Origin of the sequence: Citrobacter sp. wls619 (genome assembly GCF_005281345.1) — a bacterium.
Lineage (GTDB): Bacteria > Pseudomonadota > Gammaproteobacteria > Enterobacterales > Enterobacteriaceae > Citrobacter.
In genome coordinates, this window is record NZ_SZXJ01000101.1 from 117,171 (window position 1) to 135,187 (window position 18,017).

Genomic DNA, 18,017 nt, shown 5'->3' on the forward strand with positions numbered 1-18,017 from the left:
AGCGCGCACAGTTTTTCACCACTTATAAACCGACCTGGCGCTGCGTACTTTTTCTGGAACGGAGGGTTTACGCAGATGCGGGCGACATCAGGCCTGGTGCCCAAAACGGCACACGGGTACTCGTGGCTAAAAGAAAGCAGGACATACAATGAACAACAAGATTCATTCACTGGCCTTATTGGTCAATTTAGGGATTTACGGGGTAGCACTGCCCGCGATGGCAGAAGATAAAACCGATAGCGCCGCCGTCTCTCATGAAGACACCATCGTCGTCACCGCCGCTCAGCAGAACCTGCAGGCTCCAGGCGTTTCAACCATCACCGCAGATGAGATCCGTAAGAACCCTCCGGCTCGCGACGTCTCGGAAATCATCCGTACCATGCCAGGTGTGAACCTGACCGGTAACTCAACCAGCGGCCAGCGCGGTAACAACCGTCAGATTGATATTCGCGGTATGGGCCCAGAAAACACCCTGATTCTGATCGACGGCAAGCCGGTAACCAGCCGCAACTCTGTACGCCAGGGGTGGCGTGGTGAGCGTGATACCCGCGGTGATACCGCCTGGGTACCACCAGAAATGATTGAACGCATTGAAGTCCTGCGCGGCCCAGCAGCGGCACGCTACGGCAACGGCGCGGCAGGTGGTGTGGTGAATATCATCACCAAAAAAGGCAGCAGTGAATGGCACGGTTCATGGGATACCTATTTCAACGCGCCGGAGCACAAAGACGAAGGTTCGACCAAACGCACCAACTTTAGCCTGAATGGCCCAATGGGCGGAGATTTCAGCTTCCGTCTGTACGGTAACCTCGATAAAACGCAGGCCGATGCCTGGGATATCAACCAGGGCCATCAGTCAGAACGTACAGGTACGTATTCCAATACCTTACCGGCCGGTCGCGAAGGGGTGATCAACAAAGACATCAACGGTATTGTGCGTTGGGATTTCGCCCCACTTCAGTCACTGGAACTGGAAGCGGGTTATAGCCGCCAGGGCAACCTGTACGCGGGTGACACGCAAAATACCAACACTAACCAGTTGGTGAAAGATAACTACGGTAAAGAAACTAACCGTCTGTACCGTCAGAACTACTCGCTGACCTGGAACGGCGGCTGGGATAATGGTGTCACCACCAGCAACTGGGTGCAGTACGAACACACGCGTAACTCTCGCACGCCGGAAGGTCTGGCCGGGGGAACCGAGGGGATCTTCGACCCGACTGCTGCACAAAAATATGTCGATGCCGACCTGAATGACGTCATGCTGCACAGTGAGATCAGCATTCCGTTGGATCTGCTGGTCAATCAAAACCTGACGCTGGGTACTGAATGGAACCAGCAGCGCATGAAAGACATGCTGTCTAACTCGCAGACCTTTATGGGCGGTAATATTCCAGGCTACAGCAGCACCGATCGCAGCCCATATTCGAAAGCCGAGATCTTCTCTCTGTTTGCCGAAAACAACATGGAGCTGACCGACAGCACCATGCTGACGCCGGGTCTGCGTTTCGATCACCACAGCATTGTAGGCGACAACTGGAGCCCGTCGCTGAACCTGTCTCAGGGTTTGGGCGACGACTTTACGCTGAAAATGGGCATCGCGCGCGCCTATAAAGCACCAAGCCTGTACCAACTCAACCCAAATTACATTCTGTACAGTAAGGGCCAGGGCTGCTATGCCACCGGTTCTGCCAGCGGCATTGGCTGCTACATGATGGGTAACGATGACCTGAAAGCTGAAACCAGCATCAACAAAGAGATTGGTCTGGAGTTCAAACGTGACGGCTGGCTGGCCGGCGTCACCTGGTTCCGCAACGATTACCGTAACAAGATTGAAGCGGGTACGGTACCGTTTGACAGAACCTCTATCAGCAAGAAAAACGCAACTACGGGCAAGACCACAACAACCTATACCGATATTTATCAGTGGGAAAATATTCCTAAAGCGGTGGTAGAAGGCCTGGAAGGAACGTTGAACGTGCCGGTTAGCGAAACCGTTACCTGGACCAACAACATTACCTACATGCTGCAAAGCAAGAATAAAGAGACTGGCGAACGTCTGTCGATTATTCCGGAGTACACACTGAACTCAACATTGAGCTGGCAGGCTCGTGAAGATCTGTCACTGCAATCCACCTTTACCTGGTACGGCAAACAACAGCCGAAGAAATACGATTATCAGGGTAAACCGGTGACCGGCAGCTCAGCACAAGAAGTGAGTCCGTACAGCATCGTCGGCCTGAGCGCGACCTGGGACGTGACCAAAAACGTCAGCCTGACCGGCGGCGTGGATAACGTCTTTGACAAACGTCTGTGGCGTGAAGGCAATGCCCAGACCACTGGCGATATCGTTACCGGTAATTATATGGCGGGCGCTGGCGCGTACACCTATAACGAACCGGGGCGTACGTGGTTCATGAGCGTGAATACACACTTCTGATAGCGTTGTTCCCTCTCCTCCCGGTGGGGAGAGGGAAACGATACAAAATCATGCGTACAACACACACATCATTCCCTTTCGCTGACCACACGCTGCATATTGTCGGGTTTGATCCCAACAGCTTTCACGAACACGATCTGCTCTGGCTCCCTCACCATGCCCAGCTAACCGCTGGCGCACGTAAACGTAAAGCAGAACATCTGGCAGGACGTATCGCCGCAATACATGCTTTGCGTGAATACGGTATCAAAACGGTGCCCGGCATCGGCGAGCAGCGACAACCGCTGTGGCCACATGGCCTCTTTGGCAGTATCAGCCATAGCGCAACAACGGCACTGGCTGTCGTCTCACACCACCCCGTCGGACTGGACATTGAGGCTATTTTTTCGCCGCAGGTCGCAGCCGAGCTTGCTGACAGCATAATAGACAACACTGAGCGACAGGTTTTGCTTCTCGCGTCACTCCCCTTTCCACTCGCCTTAACTCTGGCATTCAGCGCCAAAGAGAGTCTGTATAAGGCATTTTCAGCGCACTTGACTCATCTTCCGGGCTTCTCCAGCGCCAACGTTATCGCTCTCACCACGACGCAGATCACCTTGCAAATCACCCCGTCATTTTCGCAAAGCCTCGCCGGGCTGAGCGTTAACGTTAGCTGGTTTCGGCGTGAAGAAAACATCATTACCCTATGCCCGGCCCCGCCATCATACTCACCAGCCTTTTCTGTCTGAGTGGTCAGGGAAAACGCACTATGCCGGTTGAAACGCCGCCAGCGATCGGCGTTGTCGCCCGTTTTCATCAAAGTTGTCGACAGCCAGCCAACGCTGCAAAACAGCGTCACGCTGTGGCCACTCATCGTCAATCATTGATAGCCAATCGCTGTCGCGGTTGCGCCCCTTACGCACCATTTTCTGGCGAAAGCGCCCTTCATGGATAAACCCTAAACGCTCCGCTGCACGGCGGGATGCGACGTTCAGAGAATCGCATTTCCACTCCACGCGGCGATAGCCCAGCGCAAACGCCTGCCGTAGCAACAGCCAGACGGTTTCTGTACCCAGTACCGTATTCTTCATTCGTGGCGACCAGGTCACATGGCCTATCTCGACCGAGCCATTTACAAGGTCGATCGCCATAAATGAGACTAACCCCACGGCGCGCCCGGATTGTAAATCAATCACCGCATAGGGAACCAAAGAGGCATCCGTTGATTTGCCCGTGACCCAGCGCACGGCCTCCTCTACGCTCGCAGGACGCGTGCTGGCAAGCCAGGTCCAGTCACGTTCGTCAGGTGCATGCGCGTAGGCGTCAAACAGATCGGCGGCATGGCGGTCAGCGTCCAGGGGCTCCAGACGGCAATATTGACCAATAAGCACACCCCGTGGCAGCGCGGTTGCGCCATTCCAGTCCGGCAGGGCATCACCCACCGTCTGCCCATACAGATTTATCTCTGGCACTGTTCACCCCCTGTTATGCAAGCAAAAACCACGTTATAGCACCCGCCATTTCACCTTCAAAGCGCTGGTCAGGGATTTTTCACGCAGAACAGAAAATCGCCGCTCCTTCTATACTGATTAGAAATCAACGCTCAGGAGAACACGATGTCACTACCCGATTTTCATGTCTCTGACCCCTTTACGTTAGGCATTGAACTGGAAATGCAGGTAATCAATCCTCCGGGCTACGATCTGAGCCAGGACGCGTCCAGGTTGATTGACGCCGTGAAGTCAGAACTCACTGTCGGCGAGGTGAAGCACGATATCACCGAAAGTATGCTGGAAATGGCGACCGGGGTGTGTCGCGATGTTGACCAGGCGGCCGCGCAGTTTTCCACCATGCAGCACCTTGTTTTGCACGCAGCCCAAACGCTCCACCTCGAAATCTGCGGCGGTGGTACGCACCCGTTTCAAACATGGCAGCGTCAGGAAGTGTGTGATGACGAACGCTATCGGCGGAATCTGGAGAACTTCGGCTACCTTATTCAGCAGGCGACGGTTTTCGGTCAGCATGTCCATATCGGCTGCGCCAACGGTGACGATGCGATTTACCTGCTGCACGGCCTGTCGCGATTTGTCCCCCACTTTATTGCGCTCTCTGCGGCCTCGCCCTATATGCAGGCTGCCGATACACGTTTTGCCTGTGCACGGCTGAACATTTTCTCCGGATTTCCCGATAATGGCCCGATGCCATGGGTGAGCAACTGGCAGGAATTTACCGGGCTCTTTCGCCGACTGGCGTATACCAGCATGATTGACAGCATTAAAGATTTGCACTGGGATATTCGCCCCAGTCCGCATTTTGGCACGGTAGAGGTGCGGGTGATGGACACCCCGCTGACCCTTGAGCACGCACTCAACATGGCCGGGCTTATTCAGGCTACCGCCCACTGGTTACTCACCGAACGGCCATTCAGGCATCAGGAAAATGATTATCTGTTGTACAAGTTCAACCGTTTTCAGGCCTGTCGTTTTGGTATGGAAGGAATACTCACCGACGTGAATACCGGGGATCACCATCGCCTGGCGGATGACACGCTACGCTTGCTGGACACTGTCGCTGCATCGGCGGAAAAAGTGGGGGCTGTCAGTGCCATAAACACCTTACATCAGCAGGTGAAAAAGGGTCACAATGAGGTCCGGCACATGCGTGATTTTGTGGCAAACGGTGGCTCGCTGAGTGGACTGGTGAAAAAACATTGTGAGATCTGGGCGGGGCATTAAGCGCGACGTTTGCGTTAACCAACGATATCCCCGACAATGGCTTTTTAACTCAAGTTTAACAATGCCATGAAACACCCGCTTGAATCACTAATGACCGCCGCCGGGATACTGCTGCTGGCTCTGCTTTCCTGCCTGTTGCTGCCCGCCCCTTCGCTTGGCCTGGTGTTGGCGCAAAAGTTAGTCACAACCTTTCATTTAATGGATCTTAACCAGTTTTATACTTTGTTGTTTTGTCTGTGGTTCTTGCTTCTCGGGGTGATCGAGTATTTTGTACTGCGCTTCATCTGGCGGCGTTGGTTCTCGCTGGCAGAATAGACCCGCGAGAACCCGTATACCGTTAATGTGTGCGGCTGTGATTTTCTTTACGATATGCCCCAGGCGGCTGGCTAAACGTACGGGTAAAAATACGCGTGAAAGTCTGCTGCGAATCGAAGCCATACTTCAGGCAGATATCGTAAACTTTTTGGTCGGTATCGCGCAGATCGCGGGCCGCTAATAATAGCTTACGTTCACGGATATACCGCCCGAGGCTCTCGCCTTTGTACTGCAGAAAAAGGCGTTGCAGATGCCATTTTGAATACCCCGCATGGCGCGCAATATCATCAATGCGCAAAGGTTGATTCAAATTATCATCAATCCATTCAACAATCGTATCAATTACCTGAGCAGAAATCGTCATCATGCTCTCCCCTCTGTTCATTGCGTTGCCTGCTGCCACCAGGCCGTAAACTGTTGGTCCGGTTCGGACAGTGCTACCGGCTCACCCAGCCTCGGCGTCAGCAATCGGTAATGTTGGCGGCGACTGGCAAGTGCCAGTCTTTTGTAGGGATCATCCCAGGTGTGTTTTGCCAGAACGAAACGACCCGCATGTCCGGGTAATACCGCTTTCGCGTGGAGATCGGCTGCGGCCTGGGCGGTCTCTTCCGGCATCATATGAATGAACTTCCAGTCCTGGTCATACTGGCCATTTTCCATGATTGCCAAATCGACCTTGCCAAACTGCTCGCCAATCGCTTTAAAATGCGGCCCGTAGCCGGAGTCGCCGCTGTAGTAAACGTTCTGTTCCGGCGTTTCAAACATGAAACTGGCCCACAGCGTTTGGTTACGTTTAATCCCCCGGCCAGAAAAATGGCGGGCAGGCAAGACATGGACGATCAGTGAATCCGTCACTTTGACGGATTGATTCCAGTCGCGTTCCTCAATGATCTCGCTGTTCATTCCCCAGTAACGCAGGTGCGATCCCACGCCAAGTGGCGTAATTACGCGCTTAATCTTCGGCATCAGGGCCTTGATGGTGGCGAGATCCAGATGGTCGTAGTGATCATGCGAGATAATAAGAAGATCGATCTCCGGCATCGTCTGCGCGGTCCACGGATACTCGCCGGCAAAGGCTTTATTCAGGAATGAAAACGGTGCGGCATAATTGCTCAACACCGGATCAATAAGAATACGCTGGCCCGCCAACTGCAAATACCACGAGGAATGCCCCAGCCAGACAAGGGTATCCTGCTGTGGCGATAAACTGGCGAGATCGGTCGCAACCAGGGGTAACGGCTGCGCGGGTCGTGCATTTTCACGCTTTGCGACCAAAAACTCCCACCAGGCCGCCAGCATACCTTTGTTGCCGGTATAGCCCGGGGTCGGCACCTGATTATGAAACTGTCCATCACGATAGTGTGGCGACTGTTCAACCTGACTCAGTTGTGCTCCTTGCGGTGCCTGACCAAATCCGGCATTGAGTACAAACGGTAAACTTGCTGCTGCGGCAATGAGCATAATAACAACCACACAAACTGTGAGACGCTTCATATCCTGACCTTAAACGCGCTCCCTTTCCGCTGGGTTGCGCGACTGACTCTTGATTATGAGTGAGTAAGCACTCATTATAGAAATCGAAAGTTTGTCGTCAAGATGATTTTCAATCTTTGACATTCGCCGTTGCGGTGCTGCAAAGGCCGTGATTCAATCCTATTTTTTTACAGACTTAGGGGTAAAGTGTAGTGGCTCGTCCGAAGAGTGAAGACAAAAAACAGGCATTACTGGAAGCTGCAACCACAGCATTTGCACAATCTGGCATTGCGGCCTCTACCGCCGTTATTGCCCGAAATGCAGGTGTCGCAGAGGGAACATTGTTTCGCTATTTCGCAACAAAAGATGATCTGATCAACGAGCTTTACCTCCATTTAAAGCAAGACCTCTGCCAGTCAATGATGGCAAATCTGGATCGCTCAGTGACCGATGCCAAAACCATGACTCACTACATCTGGAACAGCTACATCAGTTGGGGTCTGGACCATACTTGTGGACATCGCACTATCCGCCAACTGGCCGTCAGCGAGAAAATTAGCAAAGAAACCGAACAGCAGGCTGACGATATGTTTCCGGAACTGCGCGATTTATGTCATCGTTCCGTTCGCCCTGAATTTATGTCTGATGAATATCGTGCCTTCGGTGATGGGCTTTTTCTTTCACTGGCAGAAACAACCATGGAATTTGCCGCCCGCGATCCTGCCCGCGCGAATGAATATATTTCGATGGGGTTTGAGGCCATGTGGCGCGCACTGACCCGCGAGGAAAAATAATGGACGGCCAAACGCTGCATGCGTGTGCTAAACGTATTGCGCTCGAACTGCCTTTTACTGAGCAATGCTGGCCGTTCGGCCCGGAATACGATGTCTTCAAAGTCGGCGGTAAGATTTTTATGATTGTCTCAGAGCAGCGCGGTCGTCCGTTGGTTAATTTGAAGTCAGACCCACAGAAATCACTGCTGAATCAGCAGATTTACCGCAGTATCGAACCGGGCTATCACATGAATAAAAAGCACTGGATATCCGTCTACCCCGGCGATGATATTAGCGAGTCATTACTGACTGACCTGGTGAACGACTCATGGCATCGGGTGGTGGACGGCCTGCCTAAGCGGGATCAAAAACGCCTGCGGCCTGGCTGATTTATCGTTAGCGTCGATAAGTGTTTTTGCATTTTTCGGTCTTATCATTTTCCCGCTAACCCTGTACCCTGCTGAAACAAAACGCACCCGCAGGGTACGAAAAACCACCAGGAGTAGTTATGGATATTGTTTCTGTCGCCTTAAAACGTTACTCCACTAAGGCATTTGATCCGAATAAAAAACTGACCGCTGAGCAAGCAGAAAAATTAAAAACACTGCTGCAGTTTAGTCCGTCCAGTACCAACTCTCAGCCGTGGCACTTTATCGTTGCCAGCACTGACGAAGGAAAAGCGCGGGTGGCTAAATCCGCAGCCGGCGGCTTTGTGTTCAACGAACGTAAAATGCTGGATGCTTCCCACGTCGTGGTATTCTGCGCCAAAACGGCGATGGACGATGCGTGGCTGGAACGCGTGGTGGATCAAGAAGAGCGCGATGGACGCTTTGCTACCCCGGAAGCCAAAGCGGCAAACCACAAAGGTCGTACATTCTTTGCCGACCTGCACCGCAAGGAACTGAAAGACGACAACCACTGGATGGCGAAACAGGTGTACCTGAACGTCGGTAACTTCCTGCTGGGTGTGGCAGCGATGGGTCTGGATGCTGTACCGATTGAAGGCTTTGATGCAGCCATCATGGATGCAGAATTTGGTCTGAAAGAAAAGGGTTACACCAGCGTTGTAGTGGTTCCGGTAGGTCATCACAGCGTAGAAGACTTCAACGCTGCCCTGCCCAAATCACGTCTGCCGCAAGAAACGACGCTGACAGAAGTCTGATCCCCACATTTGCATAAGCTCCACACAGCGGTCATCATAGACCGCTGTTTATTAAGGAGACATTATGCAGGAATTGATATCTCAGGTAGAAGAACTCGGCATTGAAATAAATCACACCACCTCACTGGTGATGATTTTTGGCATTATTTTTATCACTGCCATTATTGTTCACGTTATTTTGCACTGGGTGGTGTTACGCGCATTTGAAAAGCGCGCCAACGCCAGTTCCCGCCTGTGGCTACAAATCATCACGCAGAACAAATTATTTCACCGGCTGGCATTCACCCTGCAGGGTATCATTGTCAATATACAGGCCGCACTCTGGCTACAGAAAGGCAGTGAAGCCGCAGAAATATTAGTCACCTGCGCACAATTGTGGATCATGATGTACGCTCTGCTGTCTTTATTCTCCCTGCTGGACGTGATTCTCAATCTGTCGCAAAAACTCCCTGCCGCATCGCAACTGCCGTTGAAAGGAATATTTCAGGGCATCAAGTTAATTGGCGCAATTATCGTCGGAATATTGATGATTTCTCTGCTGATTGGCCAGTCCCCGGCAATACTGATCAGCGGTCTGGGTGCGATGGCCGCCGTCTTAATGTTGGTATTTAAAGATCCGATCCTCGGACTGGTCGCCGGTATTCAGCTGTCAGCCAACGATATGCTCAAGCTGGGCGACTGGCTGGAAATGCCGAAATACGGTGCCGATGGCGCGGTTATTGATATTGGATTAACCACGGTAAAAGTACGCAACTGGGATAACACCATCACCACTATCCCCACCTGGTCGCTGGTATCAGACTCGTTTAAAAACTGGAGCGGGATGTCGGCTTCCGGTGGTCGACGCATTAAACGTAGCATCAGCATCGATGCCACCAGCATTCATTTTCTCGATGAAGATGAACGCCAGCGATTGCATAAAGCGCATCTGCTGAAGCCCTATTTAACCACGCGTCACCAGGAAATCAGCGAGTGGAACCAGCAATTTGATGCGCCTGAGTCCGTATTGAATCATCGTCAGATGACCAATATCGGCACCTTCCGCGCTTATCTGAACGAATATTTGCGTCATCATCCGCGTATTCGCAAAGATATGACATTAATGGTGCGCCAGCTTGCACCCGATGACCACGGTTTACCGATTGAAATTTATGCGTTTACCAATACGGTGGTGTGGCTGGAATATGAAAGTATTCAGGCTGATATCTTCGACCATATTTTTGCCGTCGTCGAAGAGTTTGGCTTACGCATTCATCAATCCCCTACCGGAAATGATATTCGTGCACTGGCAGGCGTTTTTCAGCGTTAATCGGTAGCATGAAGAAAGGACCGATCTCATCACCAGGATGAGATCGGTTAGGTATTAGCGGGACTTGCGACGCAGCAGTTTGAATGCCACGAACAGGAACAGGATCCACACGGGCAGTAGGATAGCGGACAAGCGCATATCATCCATGGTGCACATCAGCACCAGAATCATGCCGAGGAAGGCGATACACACGTAGTTACCTGCCGGATACAGCAACGCTTTAAACTGAGTATCACGCCCCTTACGACGCATTGCCGCCCGGAAACGCAGGTGCGCCAGACAGATCATAATCCAGTTCAATAGCAGCGTCGCAACCACCAGCGCCATCAACAGGCTGAAGGCTTTTTGCGGCAACACATAGTTGATCAGCACCACCAGCGACGTAATCGCGCCGGACAGAATCAATGAGTTCACCGGTACGCCACGACGGCTGACACGGGTTAAAAACTTCGGTGCATTTCCCTGTACCGACAAGCCAAACAGCATACGGCTGTTTGAATAAACACCGCTGTTGTAGACCGACAGTGAAGCCACCAGAATGACAAAATTCAGCGCAGATGCCACCACGTTACTGTCGAGATTATGGAAAATCATCACGAACGGGCTGCTATTCGATTTTACTTCCACCCACGGATACAGTGCCAACAGCACCACCAGTGAACCGATGTAAAACAGCAAAATACGATACACCACCTGGTTTACCGCTTTCGGGATACTTTTTTGCGGGTCCTGCGCTTCGGCAGCGGTAATTCCGATCAGTTCCAGACCACCAAACGAGAACATAATCACCGCCAACGACAGGATCAGTCCGTTCCAGCCAGTCGCGAAAAATCCGTTATAACGCCACAGGTTATCGATGCTTGCATGTTCGCCACCGTTGCCGGAAAACAGCATCCAGATACCAAAGCCAATCATGCCGATAATCGCCAGGACTTTAATCAGCGCAAACCAAAATTCCGTTTCGCCATACAGACGTACGTTGACCAGGTTGACCGCATTGATAATCACGAAGAAAGCCGCGGCCCAAATCCAGGTTGGGACATCAGGCAGCCAGTACTGCATATAAATTCCGGCTGCGGTGAGTTCTGCCATGCCAACCAGCACAAACATCACCCAGTAGTTCCAGCCAGACAAGAAACCGGCGAACGGACCCCAGTATTTATAGGCAAAGTGGGCAAACGATCCTGAAACGGGTTCTTCAACCACCATTTCGCCCAGTTGGCGCATGATCAGAAACGCGATGATCCCGGCAACACCGTAACCGAGTAATACAGCAGGTCCCGCCATCTGAATAGCCGGGCCGATTCCCAGAAACAAGCCAGTACCAATTGCGCCGCCCAGCGCAATTAACTGAATATGGCGGTTTTGCAACCCCCGCTGAAGCGTCGGTTCATTCGTCGACGCGGCATCAGACACGCTGGTGTCAGATGCAGTTGACGCGTTTTTCACGCCCTACCCCTGTGTGGTTTTTATTGAAGGGGCTTCTTTTAACATTTCAACCTGGTTGTCGCAAGGCGCAATCGTTTGGATACGCCGGGCATCCTTGCCCAACGCACCGAGGCCCAGGAAAAAAATCAGAAGTCGTAACTGACGGAAACCTTCAGCGTGCGCGGCTCGCCCTGGAACAGATAAGTCCCGGTATCATCAATACCTGACCAGTAATTTTCGTTGGTGACGTTATCGACCCCTGCACGCAAAATCATCTGGTTCTGGTTTTGATTGAGTGACATACGGTAACGCACACCTAAATCCAGTGTGGTAAAACTGTCGAGTTTCTTGGTATTTGCCGCGTTGGCATACTGAGCGCCAGAATGGTTCAGCCGTGCCGTCGCGGTGAGCCCTTCAACCGGTTTAATATCATATTCAGCCCCCAGCACCGCATAGAAGTCCGGTACGCCGATTGCCGTGTTACCGTTGTTGACGCCGTTTTGATTTTTACTGAGCGTCGCATCCAGCCACGTTGCACTGGCGTTCAGCCGCAGTCCTAACACCGGCTCACCAAAAACATTCAGCTCCACGCCACGGTTACGCTGCTCACCGTTGATGGCGTAATACCGGGTCTGGCTATCCAGTTGCGCGACCGGCATTTTAATTTCAAACAACGCCAGTGAGCCGCCTACACGCCCAAAGTCTGTTTTGACCCCGACCTCATTCTGTTTTGCATGGATGATTCCGGTGCTTTGACCGTAGTTCACCGCATTGCTTGGCGCGGTGCTGCCTGGCTGTAGCGATTCGGTATGGTTCGCGTAAAAAGAGAGTTCCTGCCACGGCTTGTATACAACACCGTACGTCGGCATCCAGCGGCTGTCATCAAAACTGTTCTTAACGTTTTCAGCGCCAGTTTCTTTGTTGTAATCACGTACCACGACCTTTTGGTGGCGCGCGCCGACGGTAAACAGAAGCTGATCATCAAGCACGCCCAACGTATCGCTGAGTAACCACCCCTGACTACGCGTACGTCCACTGGTTAGCGGGTCACTATAGTTGCCTCCCGTCGCCGTCACCGCGGGTTTTGCGACAGCTTGCGTATCGTAGATATTGACGTCCGGACGTGCGGCACGTGACCCCATGCGCCAGGCGATTTTGTCTTCTTTAGTGACGGCGGAATAACCTATGTTAACCTTATGCGACACAAAACCCGTATCAAAATTCCCGCGCAGCCCTGCCATCCCGCTGAACGCATCAATAATACGATTGGTATCAAGGCGTCCGGCTTTCGCGTCACCGGCCTGGTTGTATATTTCCGGGGCACTGTACAAGCCAATCTCATGCGCGTGCTGCGCACCTAAACCGGCATAAGCGGTCCAGTTATCGGTCAGATCATATTCCGTACGCGCCATACCGAACTCATTCTCAATATCGCTATAACCCCATCTCTGGCTATAGTTGTGCGTATTTTTCGGTAGATCGGGGACAAATGGCACATAGTAAATATTGATCCCCATGTTGCCACCGTGAAACGTTTTTTTCTGATACCCAACGTCTAATGAACTGCGGAAACGGTCGCCACGGTAATCCAGTCCCAGCGATGCCAGCGTAGTACGACGTTTATCGTCGTCTACCGCCCCCTCCCCTTCACGATGCAACAGATTCACACGGGCACCGAACTGGTTATTGTCACCAAAACGGCGTCCGGCATCGAGCGACGTTCCCACCTGTGAGTCACTGGTGTAATCCAGACCAAGACGTGTGATCGGCGTATCGTCTGCATGCTTGGGTTCAAGATTAATCATCCCGCCAACGCCGCTACCAGCCGCGCCATTGAGCAATCCATTCGCACCTTTAAAGATTTCAACGCGATCGATCATCTGCGTATCCACCACCTGACGCGGCAGCACACCGGATAATCCACCAAAAGTCATATCATCGCCGTCAAGTTTCAGACCGCGAATACGGTATGTCTCCGCGTAGTTACCGTAGCCTTGTACCGCCTGCACGCTCGCGTCATTGGCGACAACATCGGCTACGGTCTTAGCTTGCTGATCTTCGACCAGTTTTGAGGTGTAGCTTATAACGTTAAATGGCACATCCATGGCATTTTGCTGACCAAGCATCCCCAGCCTGCCGCCATTGGCGACCTGACCGTCGAGAAAAGCAGGCAGTAGCGTATCGCCACCGGGTTTAAAATCACGTCCCTCTGCAGCTTGTACCACAATGGTCTCTTCCGCTTCTGTGGGAGTCTCAGCAGCATTCACCGTGCCGGAAAGCGCGCCAATAATAGCGGCCAGCACCGTTTTTCTCATTAAGCGTGCGTATGTTTTAGTGTTGTCCATAGCTATGCCATTAAAAGTCTGACGACGTTGCCGGAGAGCGCCCCGGCAACATGTTGTTATTATTTATTCAGATCGATACGCGCCACGTTATCTGGCGCGGAGGTGGAGTGGTCTTTATTGAATTTCTGTTTCACTGTGACAAACAAGGTTTGGCCATCAGCAGAGAGCAACAGGCTGTTTGGATTCGGGAGGAGATCCCAGCTTTTCTTCACGCTGTAATCCGTTGCATTCAGGCTAAGCAATTTTCCGGAATCACGCTGGGTAATATAGATTTCGTTGCGTTTTGCATTGAATTTCACCGCCAGCGAATCCCCGATATCCAGCTGTTTAAGCAGCTTGCCCGTATGAATATCCAACACCAATGTCGTTTTCGCTTTGGAATTGTCGGTGACAAACAGGCGACCGGTTTGTGGGTCTTCCGCCATATTCAACAGCAACGCGGGTTTATCGCCCAGCGGCTGCCAGCGTTTTTCAACGCGCTGGGTACGCGGGTTGATAACGAGGATTTCGCCACCGCCGTTTGCCGCATAAACACGCTGCGTCATTTCTGAGTAATGCAGCCCGGTCATCCATTTACCGGTATTTTTAATCCGGGTTTTCAGTTTCAGCGTTTCGGCATCAACCACCCAAATCACCGCCGGATCGGCAACGGCGCCAATATAGAGCAGACCGTTATGCAACAGTACCTGACGTGCGCCGTACGGGAATCCTTCTGGGTTACGTTCCGGGAATAGCACGCGATTTTTCACTTTGCCGTCAGCGGTATTCAGCGCGCTTAGACCACCATCCAGAGAGTTGGTGACATACACCGTTTTACCGTCTGGCGAGATAGCCATACCAAAATTTTTCAGATCGGTGTGGCTCAGACCGAGGGTCTTCAACGTTTGCGGATCCAGCTTGTAAACCACCCCACCCTGAACATCTTTGAACCCTTCCGCACTGGCGACGTACAGCGCATCACCCGCTGGACTCAGCGCCATTTCATACAAGCCATCAGCCAGTGCGCGCTGCTGAATATCCGTCGCTGCCGGTGCGATTGTTTTTTCCTGTGCCACCGGGTTACTGGCTGGCGTGGCGTTAGCTGTGCAGCCGCTTAATGCAACGGCAGCCAACAATGCCAGAGCGGATGTTGTTTTTTTCATTGTCGGGATCCTTACCAGAGTTCACGCAGATTGTTAATAACAAAAAGAGAATGAGAACTATACGCATTATCTTTATCAGATCAAGAATAATTAGCCGGTGAATAAAAAAGATGAAACGAGGGTTTAAAGACGCGAAGAAGTGCGCGGTAGTACCGCTTTTTCATAATTACAGTGAATTATTCTGGACGAAAAGGCATCGCAGGCCACAGAATGCACTTTACTGTTTTTCCAACATTTTCAAACGGGTGAACCTGCCGTGGTTCAGTCACTCGTTTTTGAACCACGCCAGGCAACGACTGTCATGAATAAGATCATTAAACGACTTGAGATCGTCAAAAGCGCCATCGAACTGGAAGATGAAGAGATTATTTTCCAGCAGCTGGCGCATCTGAAAAATGAACCTTTGCCAGTCATTCCCGGCGTCATCGTGACGGCGATTGAAGAACGGCGTTTCGGCGATGCCCTGCGTGAAATTACACACTGGCTACAATCCCAGCGCGCAGTATCAACGTGGCAGGACCCCGGCATTGCCGCCAGTAAGCTCGAACTGAAAGCGCTTGAAACCCAACTGCGCGATCTGATTGATAAGCGCAACACGCGCATTCAAATCCTCGATGATTTCAATGACCTGTACCATCTTCGTCTTGGACCGTTGATGAGCCGAATTCTCGAACTGCGTAAGCAGCTGGCCGCCAGCGCGCAACGTAAGCAGGAAGCAGAACGAAAACGTCGGGAAAAAGATTATCAGTCCTGCCTGCACTATATTTCACAGGCCGTTGATCAACTGGCGAAACTCAAGCAGCACTGGGTAAATCTGAGTTCGGACTCCCGCGAATCCGTGGAAACTCGCCAGCGCATTCAGCAACAGACTGAGCTTATCACCGCCCTGCTGGCGGAAATTCGTGAACTGGAAAACGACTTTTCTCGCCAGGACGACAGCGCGACCCGTCAGGCACAGGAGGAAGCCAGCCACGAATATGATGAATATCAGGAACAACAGCAGGATGCGCAGCACCGTTACACCCGCGACCAGCGGCTTTCAGCGGATGAACGTAATGAGTTAAAACGCCTGTGGCGTCAGGCCAGTCGCCTTTGCCACCCGGACGTGGTAGCGGATGACCTGAAAGAGAAAGCCCATCAGATGATGGTGCAGCTTAATCAGGCACGACAAAATGCCGATCTGGCTGCGGTTAGGGCATTACTGACCCAGTTACAAACCGGGCTCGAACCGATGATGGCAAGTGACCGATTAAACGATCTGCAGCATTTACGTAGCAAGATTCAGCAGCTCAGGGAGCAAATTAATGCGCTGCTCAAAGAGATTAGCGATCTGGAAGCGGAAAACGCCTGGCGTCTTGCCACTTCAGTAACAGACAAAGAAGCCTACTTCTCCGATCAGCAACGAGCACTGACTGAAATCCGCACTACGCTGGAAATGCAGGTACAACAAGTGGAGCAAGAGCTATTGGCTGGCTAAGAAAATTCGCGTACAAAAAGCAGACAAAAAAGCGGCTGCAAGACTGATTTTTAGATTCAGCACGAAAAGCTTACTTCAGGTTGATCACCTAAAAATGACAAAATAATAAGAATATAAATCTAAATTATTTTCATTTTCGGCCCATTAATTCAAATCAAGCACTATTTTCTTCTTCTGCATATTTATCTCCTTCCTGGTCCTGTCTTTGATTAAGAATTCTCCTGGTTGTTTCCTTCCCCGTTAAGAAAATCACATATCTATTTGAAATTAATAATAATTAACAATATTTCCCTTCAAAACCTATAGGAATCCCCTGTCATTATCGAATCGACGGACACAAAACCCCGCCGATCAATAAGCGAAATCTATCAATCATCTTCACAGAGGTGATTTAAACGATTTATCTTAAATTTTAACAAAGTGTAATATCTACTTTAAGAATAGTTAATGATTTAAATAAAGACAGAAAATATCTGTTGATATCCGAATAAATAAGGATGCGTTCAAAGCAAAGAGCGAAATATACCCGTCATATTTCAAGTTGCCTATACGTTGGCTGCGTTAGTTCACCTCAGCCACATCGTATCTGTGTGCCTGGGAATTCATTCCCCGGACTTCCTGCAACTGGAATTATTTAGGGCATACGAGAATTAATTAACATTTCATGCATCGCGAGAAACTCTTTTTTAACTAAAAAAAGAGGCGACTGCTTGCACCAAAATTTCAAGGAGATCGTTATGTCTAAAGCTATTTTTCTGGGTGACTCAATTTACCCCTGGCTAGGCATGCGAGAAATCCTACGTGGCTCATCATTATATATTGATATCGCGTACCATTCCTCCCAGACGCTTTCTGCCGTCCAAACGCTATCTCATGAAACGGATTGCATCATTATTAATCCTGACAAATCAGACTTTTTAAAATATGCCAGGATTCTCCGCAACATGGCTATACGACCATCCACAACGATCATCGTGTTAGCCGATGAAGCCACTTTTTCTATTTTTCAAACAGTGTGCGGAATGGCCCTGCAGTTCCTCGATCAGGACACCAGCCTTGATCAGCTATTGCAAACAATCACGCGTATCACAGAAAACAAAAACAAACGCAATATCAAAGAGCTACAAACAAAAATAACGGCCAATGAATTCAATGTGATGATGATGCTAGCCCGGGGATGGTCACTGACACAAATCGCCGGCGTATCGCAAAAAAGTGAAAAAACAATCGGGGCGTACAAAAGCAACATTGCCAGAAAGCTGGGTAAAAGTAATACCCGGCTCAAGTACACCATTTCTCACTATAGCCAGCCGTAACTGACTTATTTAAGGATAGTAATCACGGTTAATTATTAACAGATTTTCTTTCGGCTCATTTTTTAATTCCGCCTGGCCCGGAAGGGATCGCTATTTTCGAAAATAGACATACCGGGTAGCACA

The 18,017-nt window shown here is 51.0% G+C and carries 16 protein-coding genes; 10 read left to right on the forward strand and 6 right to left on the reverse strand.

The features are described from left to right. Positions 1–148: 148 nt before the first annotated feature. Both FDX19_RS23085 and entD read left to right on the forward strand, forming a co-directional pair. A complete protein-coding gene (locus FDX19_RS23085; protein ID WP_137384546.1) occupies positions 149–2,440 on the forward strand; it encodes a TonB-dependent siderophore receptor in 2,292 nt (763 codons plus the stop codon). A 50-nt stretch (positions 2,441–2,490) separates the two neighbouring features. Beyond that, complete coding sequence (entD, locus tag FDX19_RS23090) at positions 2,491–3,168, forward strand: enterobactin synthase subunit EntD (RefSeq protein ID WP_137384547.1); 678 nt, start codon at positions 2,491–2,493, stop codon at positions 3,166–3,168. Between the two features lie 18 nt (positions 3,169–3,186). Here entD and FDX19_RS23095 read toward each other — a convergent pair whose 3' ends face one another. Then, entirely contained in the window at positions 3,187–3,891 is a 705-nt protein-coding gene (locus FDX19_RS23095; protein ID WP_137384548.1) for a GNAT family N-acetyltransferase, read from the reverse strand. Positions 3,892–4,035: 144 nt separating this feature from the next. Here FDX19_RS23095 and FDX19_RS23100 point away from each other — a divergent pair, with 144 nt between their 5' ends. Further along, positions 4,036–5,154 carry a YbdK family carboxylate-amine ligase gene (locus FDX19_RS23100; protein ID WP_137384549.1) on the forward strand — a complete coding sequence of 373 codons (1,119 nt, stop codon included), beginning with the start codon at positions 4,036–4,038 and terminating at the stop codon, positions 5,152–5,154. A 66-nt stretch (positions 5,155–5,220) separates the two neighbouring features. Beyond that, complete coding sequence (locus tag FDX19_RS23105) at positions 5,221–5,469, forward strand: DUF1158 family protein (protein ID WP_005122002.1); 249 nt, start codon at positions 5,221–5,223, stop codon at positions 5,467–5,469. Between the two features lie 22 nt (positions 5,470–5,491). On the opposite strand, the gene FDX19_RS23110 is transcribed toward FDX19_RS23105, so the two are convergent. Next, a complete protein-coding gene (locus tag FDX19_RS23110; protein ID WP_005122005.1) occupies positions 5,492–5,833 on the reverse strand; it encodes a RamA family antibiotic efflux transcriptional regulator in 342 nt (113 codons plus the stop codon). A 17-nt stretch (positions 5,834–5,850) separates the two neighbouring features. Beyond that, a complete protein-coding gene (locus tag FDX19_RS23115; RefSeq protein WP_137384550.1) occupies positions 5,851–6,963 on the reverse strand; it encodes an MBL fold metallo-hydrolase in 1,113 nt (370 codons plus the stop codon). 191 nt (positions 6,964–7,154) lie between these two features. On the opposite strand from FDX19_RS23115, the gene FDX19_RS23120 reads away from it, so the two are divergent. From FDX19_RS23120 to FDX19_RS23135, 4 genes are all read left to right on the forward strand, one after another. Then, entirely contained in the window at positions 7,155–7,736 is a 582-nt protein-coding gene (locus FDX19_RS23120) for a TetR/AcrR family transcriptional regulator (RefSeq protein WP_137384551.1), read from the forward strand. After that, on the forward strand, positions 7,736–8,104 hold the full coding sequence (locus FDX19_RS23125; RefSeq protein WP_048212349.1) for an MmcQ/YjbR family DNA-binding protein: 369 nt from the start codon (positions 7,736–7,738) through the stop codon (positions 8,102–8,104). The genes FDX19_RS23120 and FDX19_RS23125 overlap by 1 nt, the downstream gene beginning before the upstream one ends. A gap of 119 nt (positions 8,105–8,223) precedes the next feature. Next, positions 8,224–8,877: an oxygen-insensitive NAD(P)H nitroreductase gene (gene nfsB, locus FDX19_RS23130; RefSeq protein WP_137384552.1), complete on the forward strand. Its 654-nt coding sequence runs from the start codon at positions 8,224–8,226 to the stop codon at positions 8,875–8,877. Between the two features lie 64 nt (positions 8,878–8,941). Then, entirely contained in the window at positions 8,942–10,186 is a 1,245-nt protein-coding gene (locus FDX19_RS23135) for a mechanosensitive ion channel family protein (protein ID WP_137384553.1), read from the forward strand. Positions 10,187–10,240: 54 nt separating this feature from the next. Here FDX19_RS23135 and pheP read toward each other — a convergent pair whose 3' ends face one another. From pheP to FDX19_RS23150, 3 genes are all read right to left on the reverse strand, one after another. After that, positions 10,241–11,635 carry a phenylalanine transporter gene (gene pheP, locus FDX19_RS23140; RefSeq protein ID WP_137384554.1) on the reverse strand — a complete coding sequence of 465 codons (1,395 nt, stop codon included), beginning with the start codon at positions 11,633–11,635 and terminating at the stop codon, positions 10,241–10,243. Positions 11,636–11,760: 125 nt separating this feature from the next. Next, positions 11,761–13,959: a TonB-dependent siderophore receptor gene (locus tag FDX19_RS23145; protein WP_137384555.1), complete on the reverse strand. Its 2,199-nt coding sequence runs from the start codon at positions 13,957–13,959 to the stop codon at positions 11,761–11,763. A gap of 59 nt (positions 13,960–14,018) precedes the next feature. After that, positions 14,019–15,101: a YncE family protein gene (locus tag FDX19_RS23150; RefSeq protein ID WP_137384556.1), complete on the reverse strand. Its 1,083-nt coding sequence runs from the start codon at positions 15,099–15,101 to the stop codon at positions 14,019–14,021. 301 nt (positions 15,102–15,402) lie between these two features. Here FDX19_RS23150 and FDX19_RS23155 point away from each other — a divergent pair, with 301 nt between their 5' ends. Together FDX19_RS23155 and FDX19_RS23160 are read left to right on the forward strand one after the other, a co-directional pair. After that, positions 15,403–16,578: a DnaJ family molecular chaperone gene (locus FDX19_RS23155; protein WP_137384557.1), complete on the forward strand. Its 1,176-nt coding sequence runs from the start codon at positions 15,403–15,405 to the stop codon at positions 16,576–16,578. A 737-nt stretch (positions 16,579–17,315) separates the two neighbouring features. Beyond that, positions 17,316–17,894 carry a LuxR C-terminal-related transcriptional regulator gene (locus FDX19_RS23160; protein WP_137384558.1) on the forward strand — a complete coding sequence of 193 codons (579 nt, stop codon included), beginning with the start codon at positions 17,316–17,318 and terminating at the stop codon, positions 17,892–17,894. Positions 17,895–18,017: the final 123 nt, after the last annotated feature.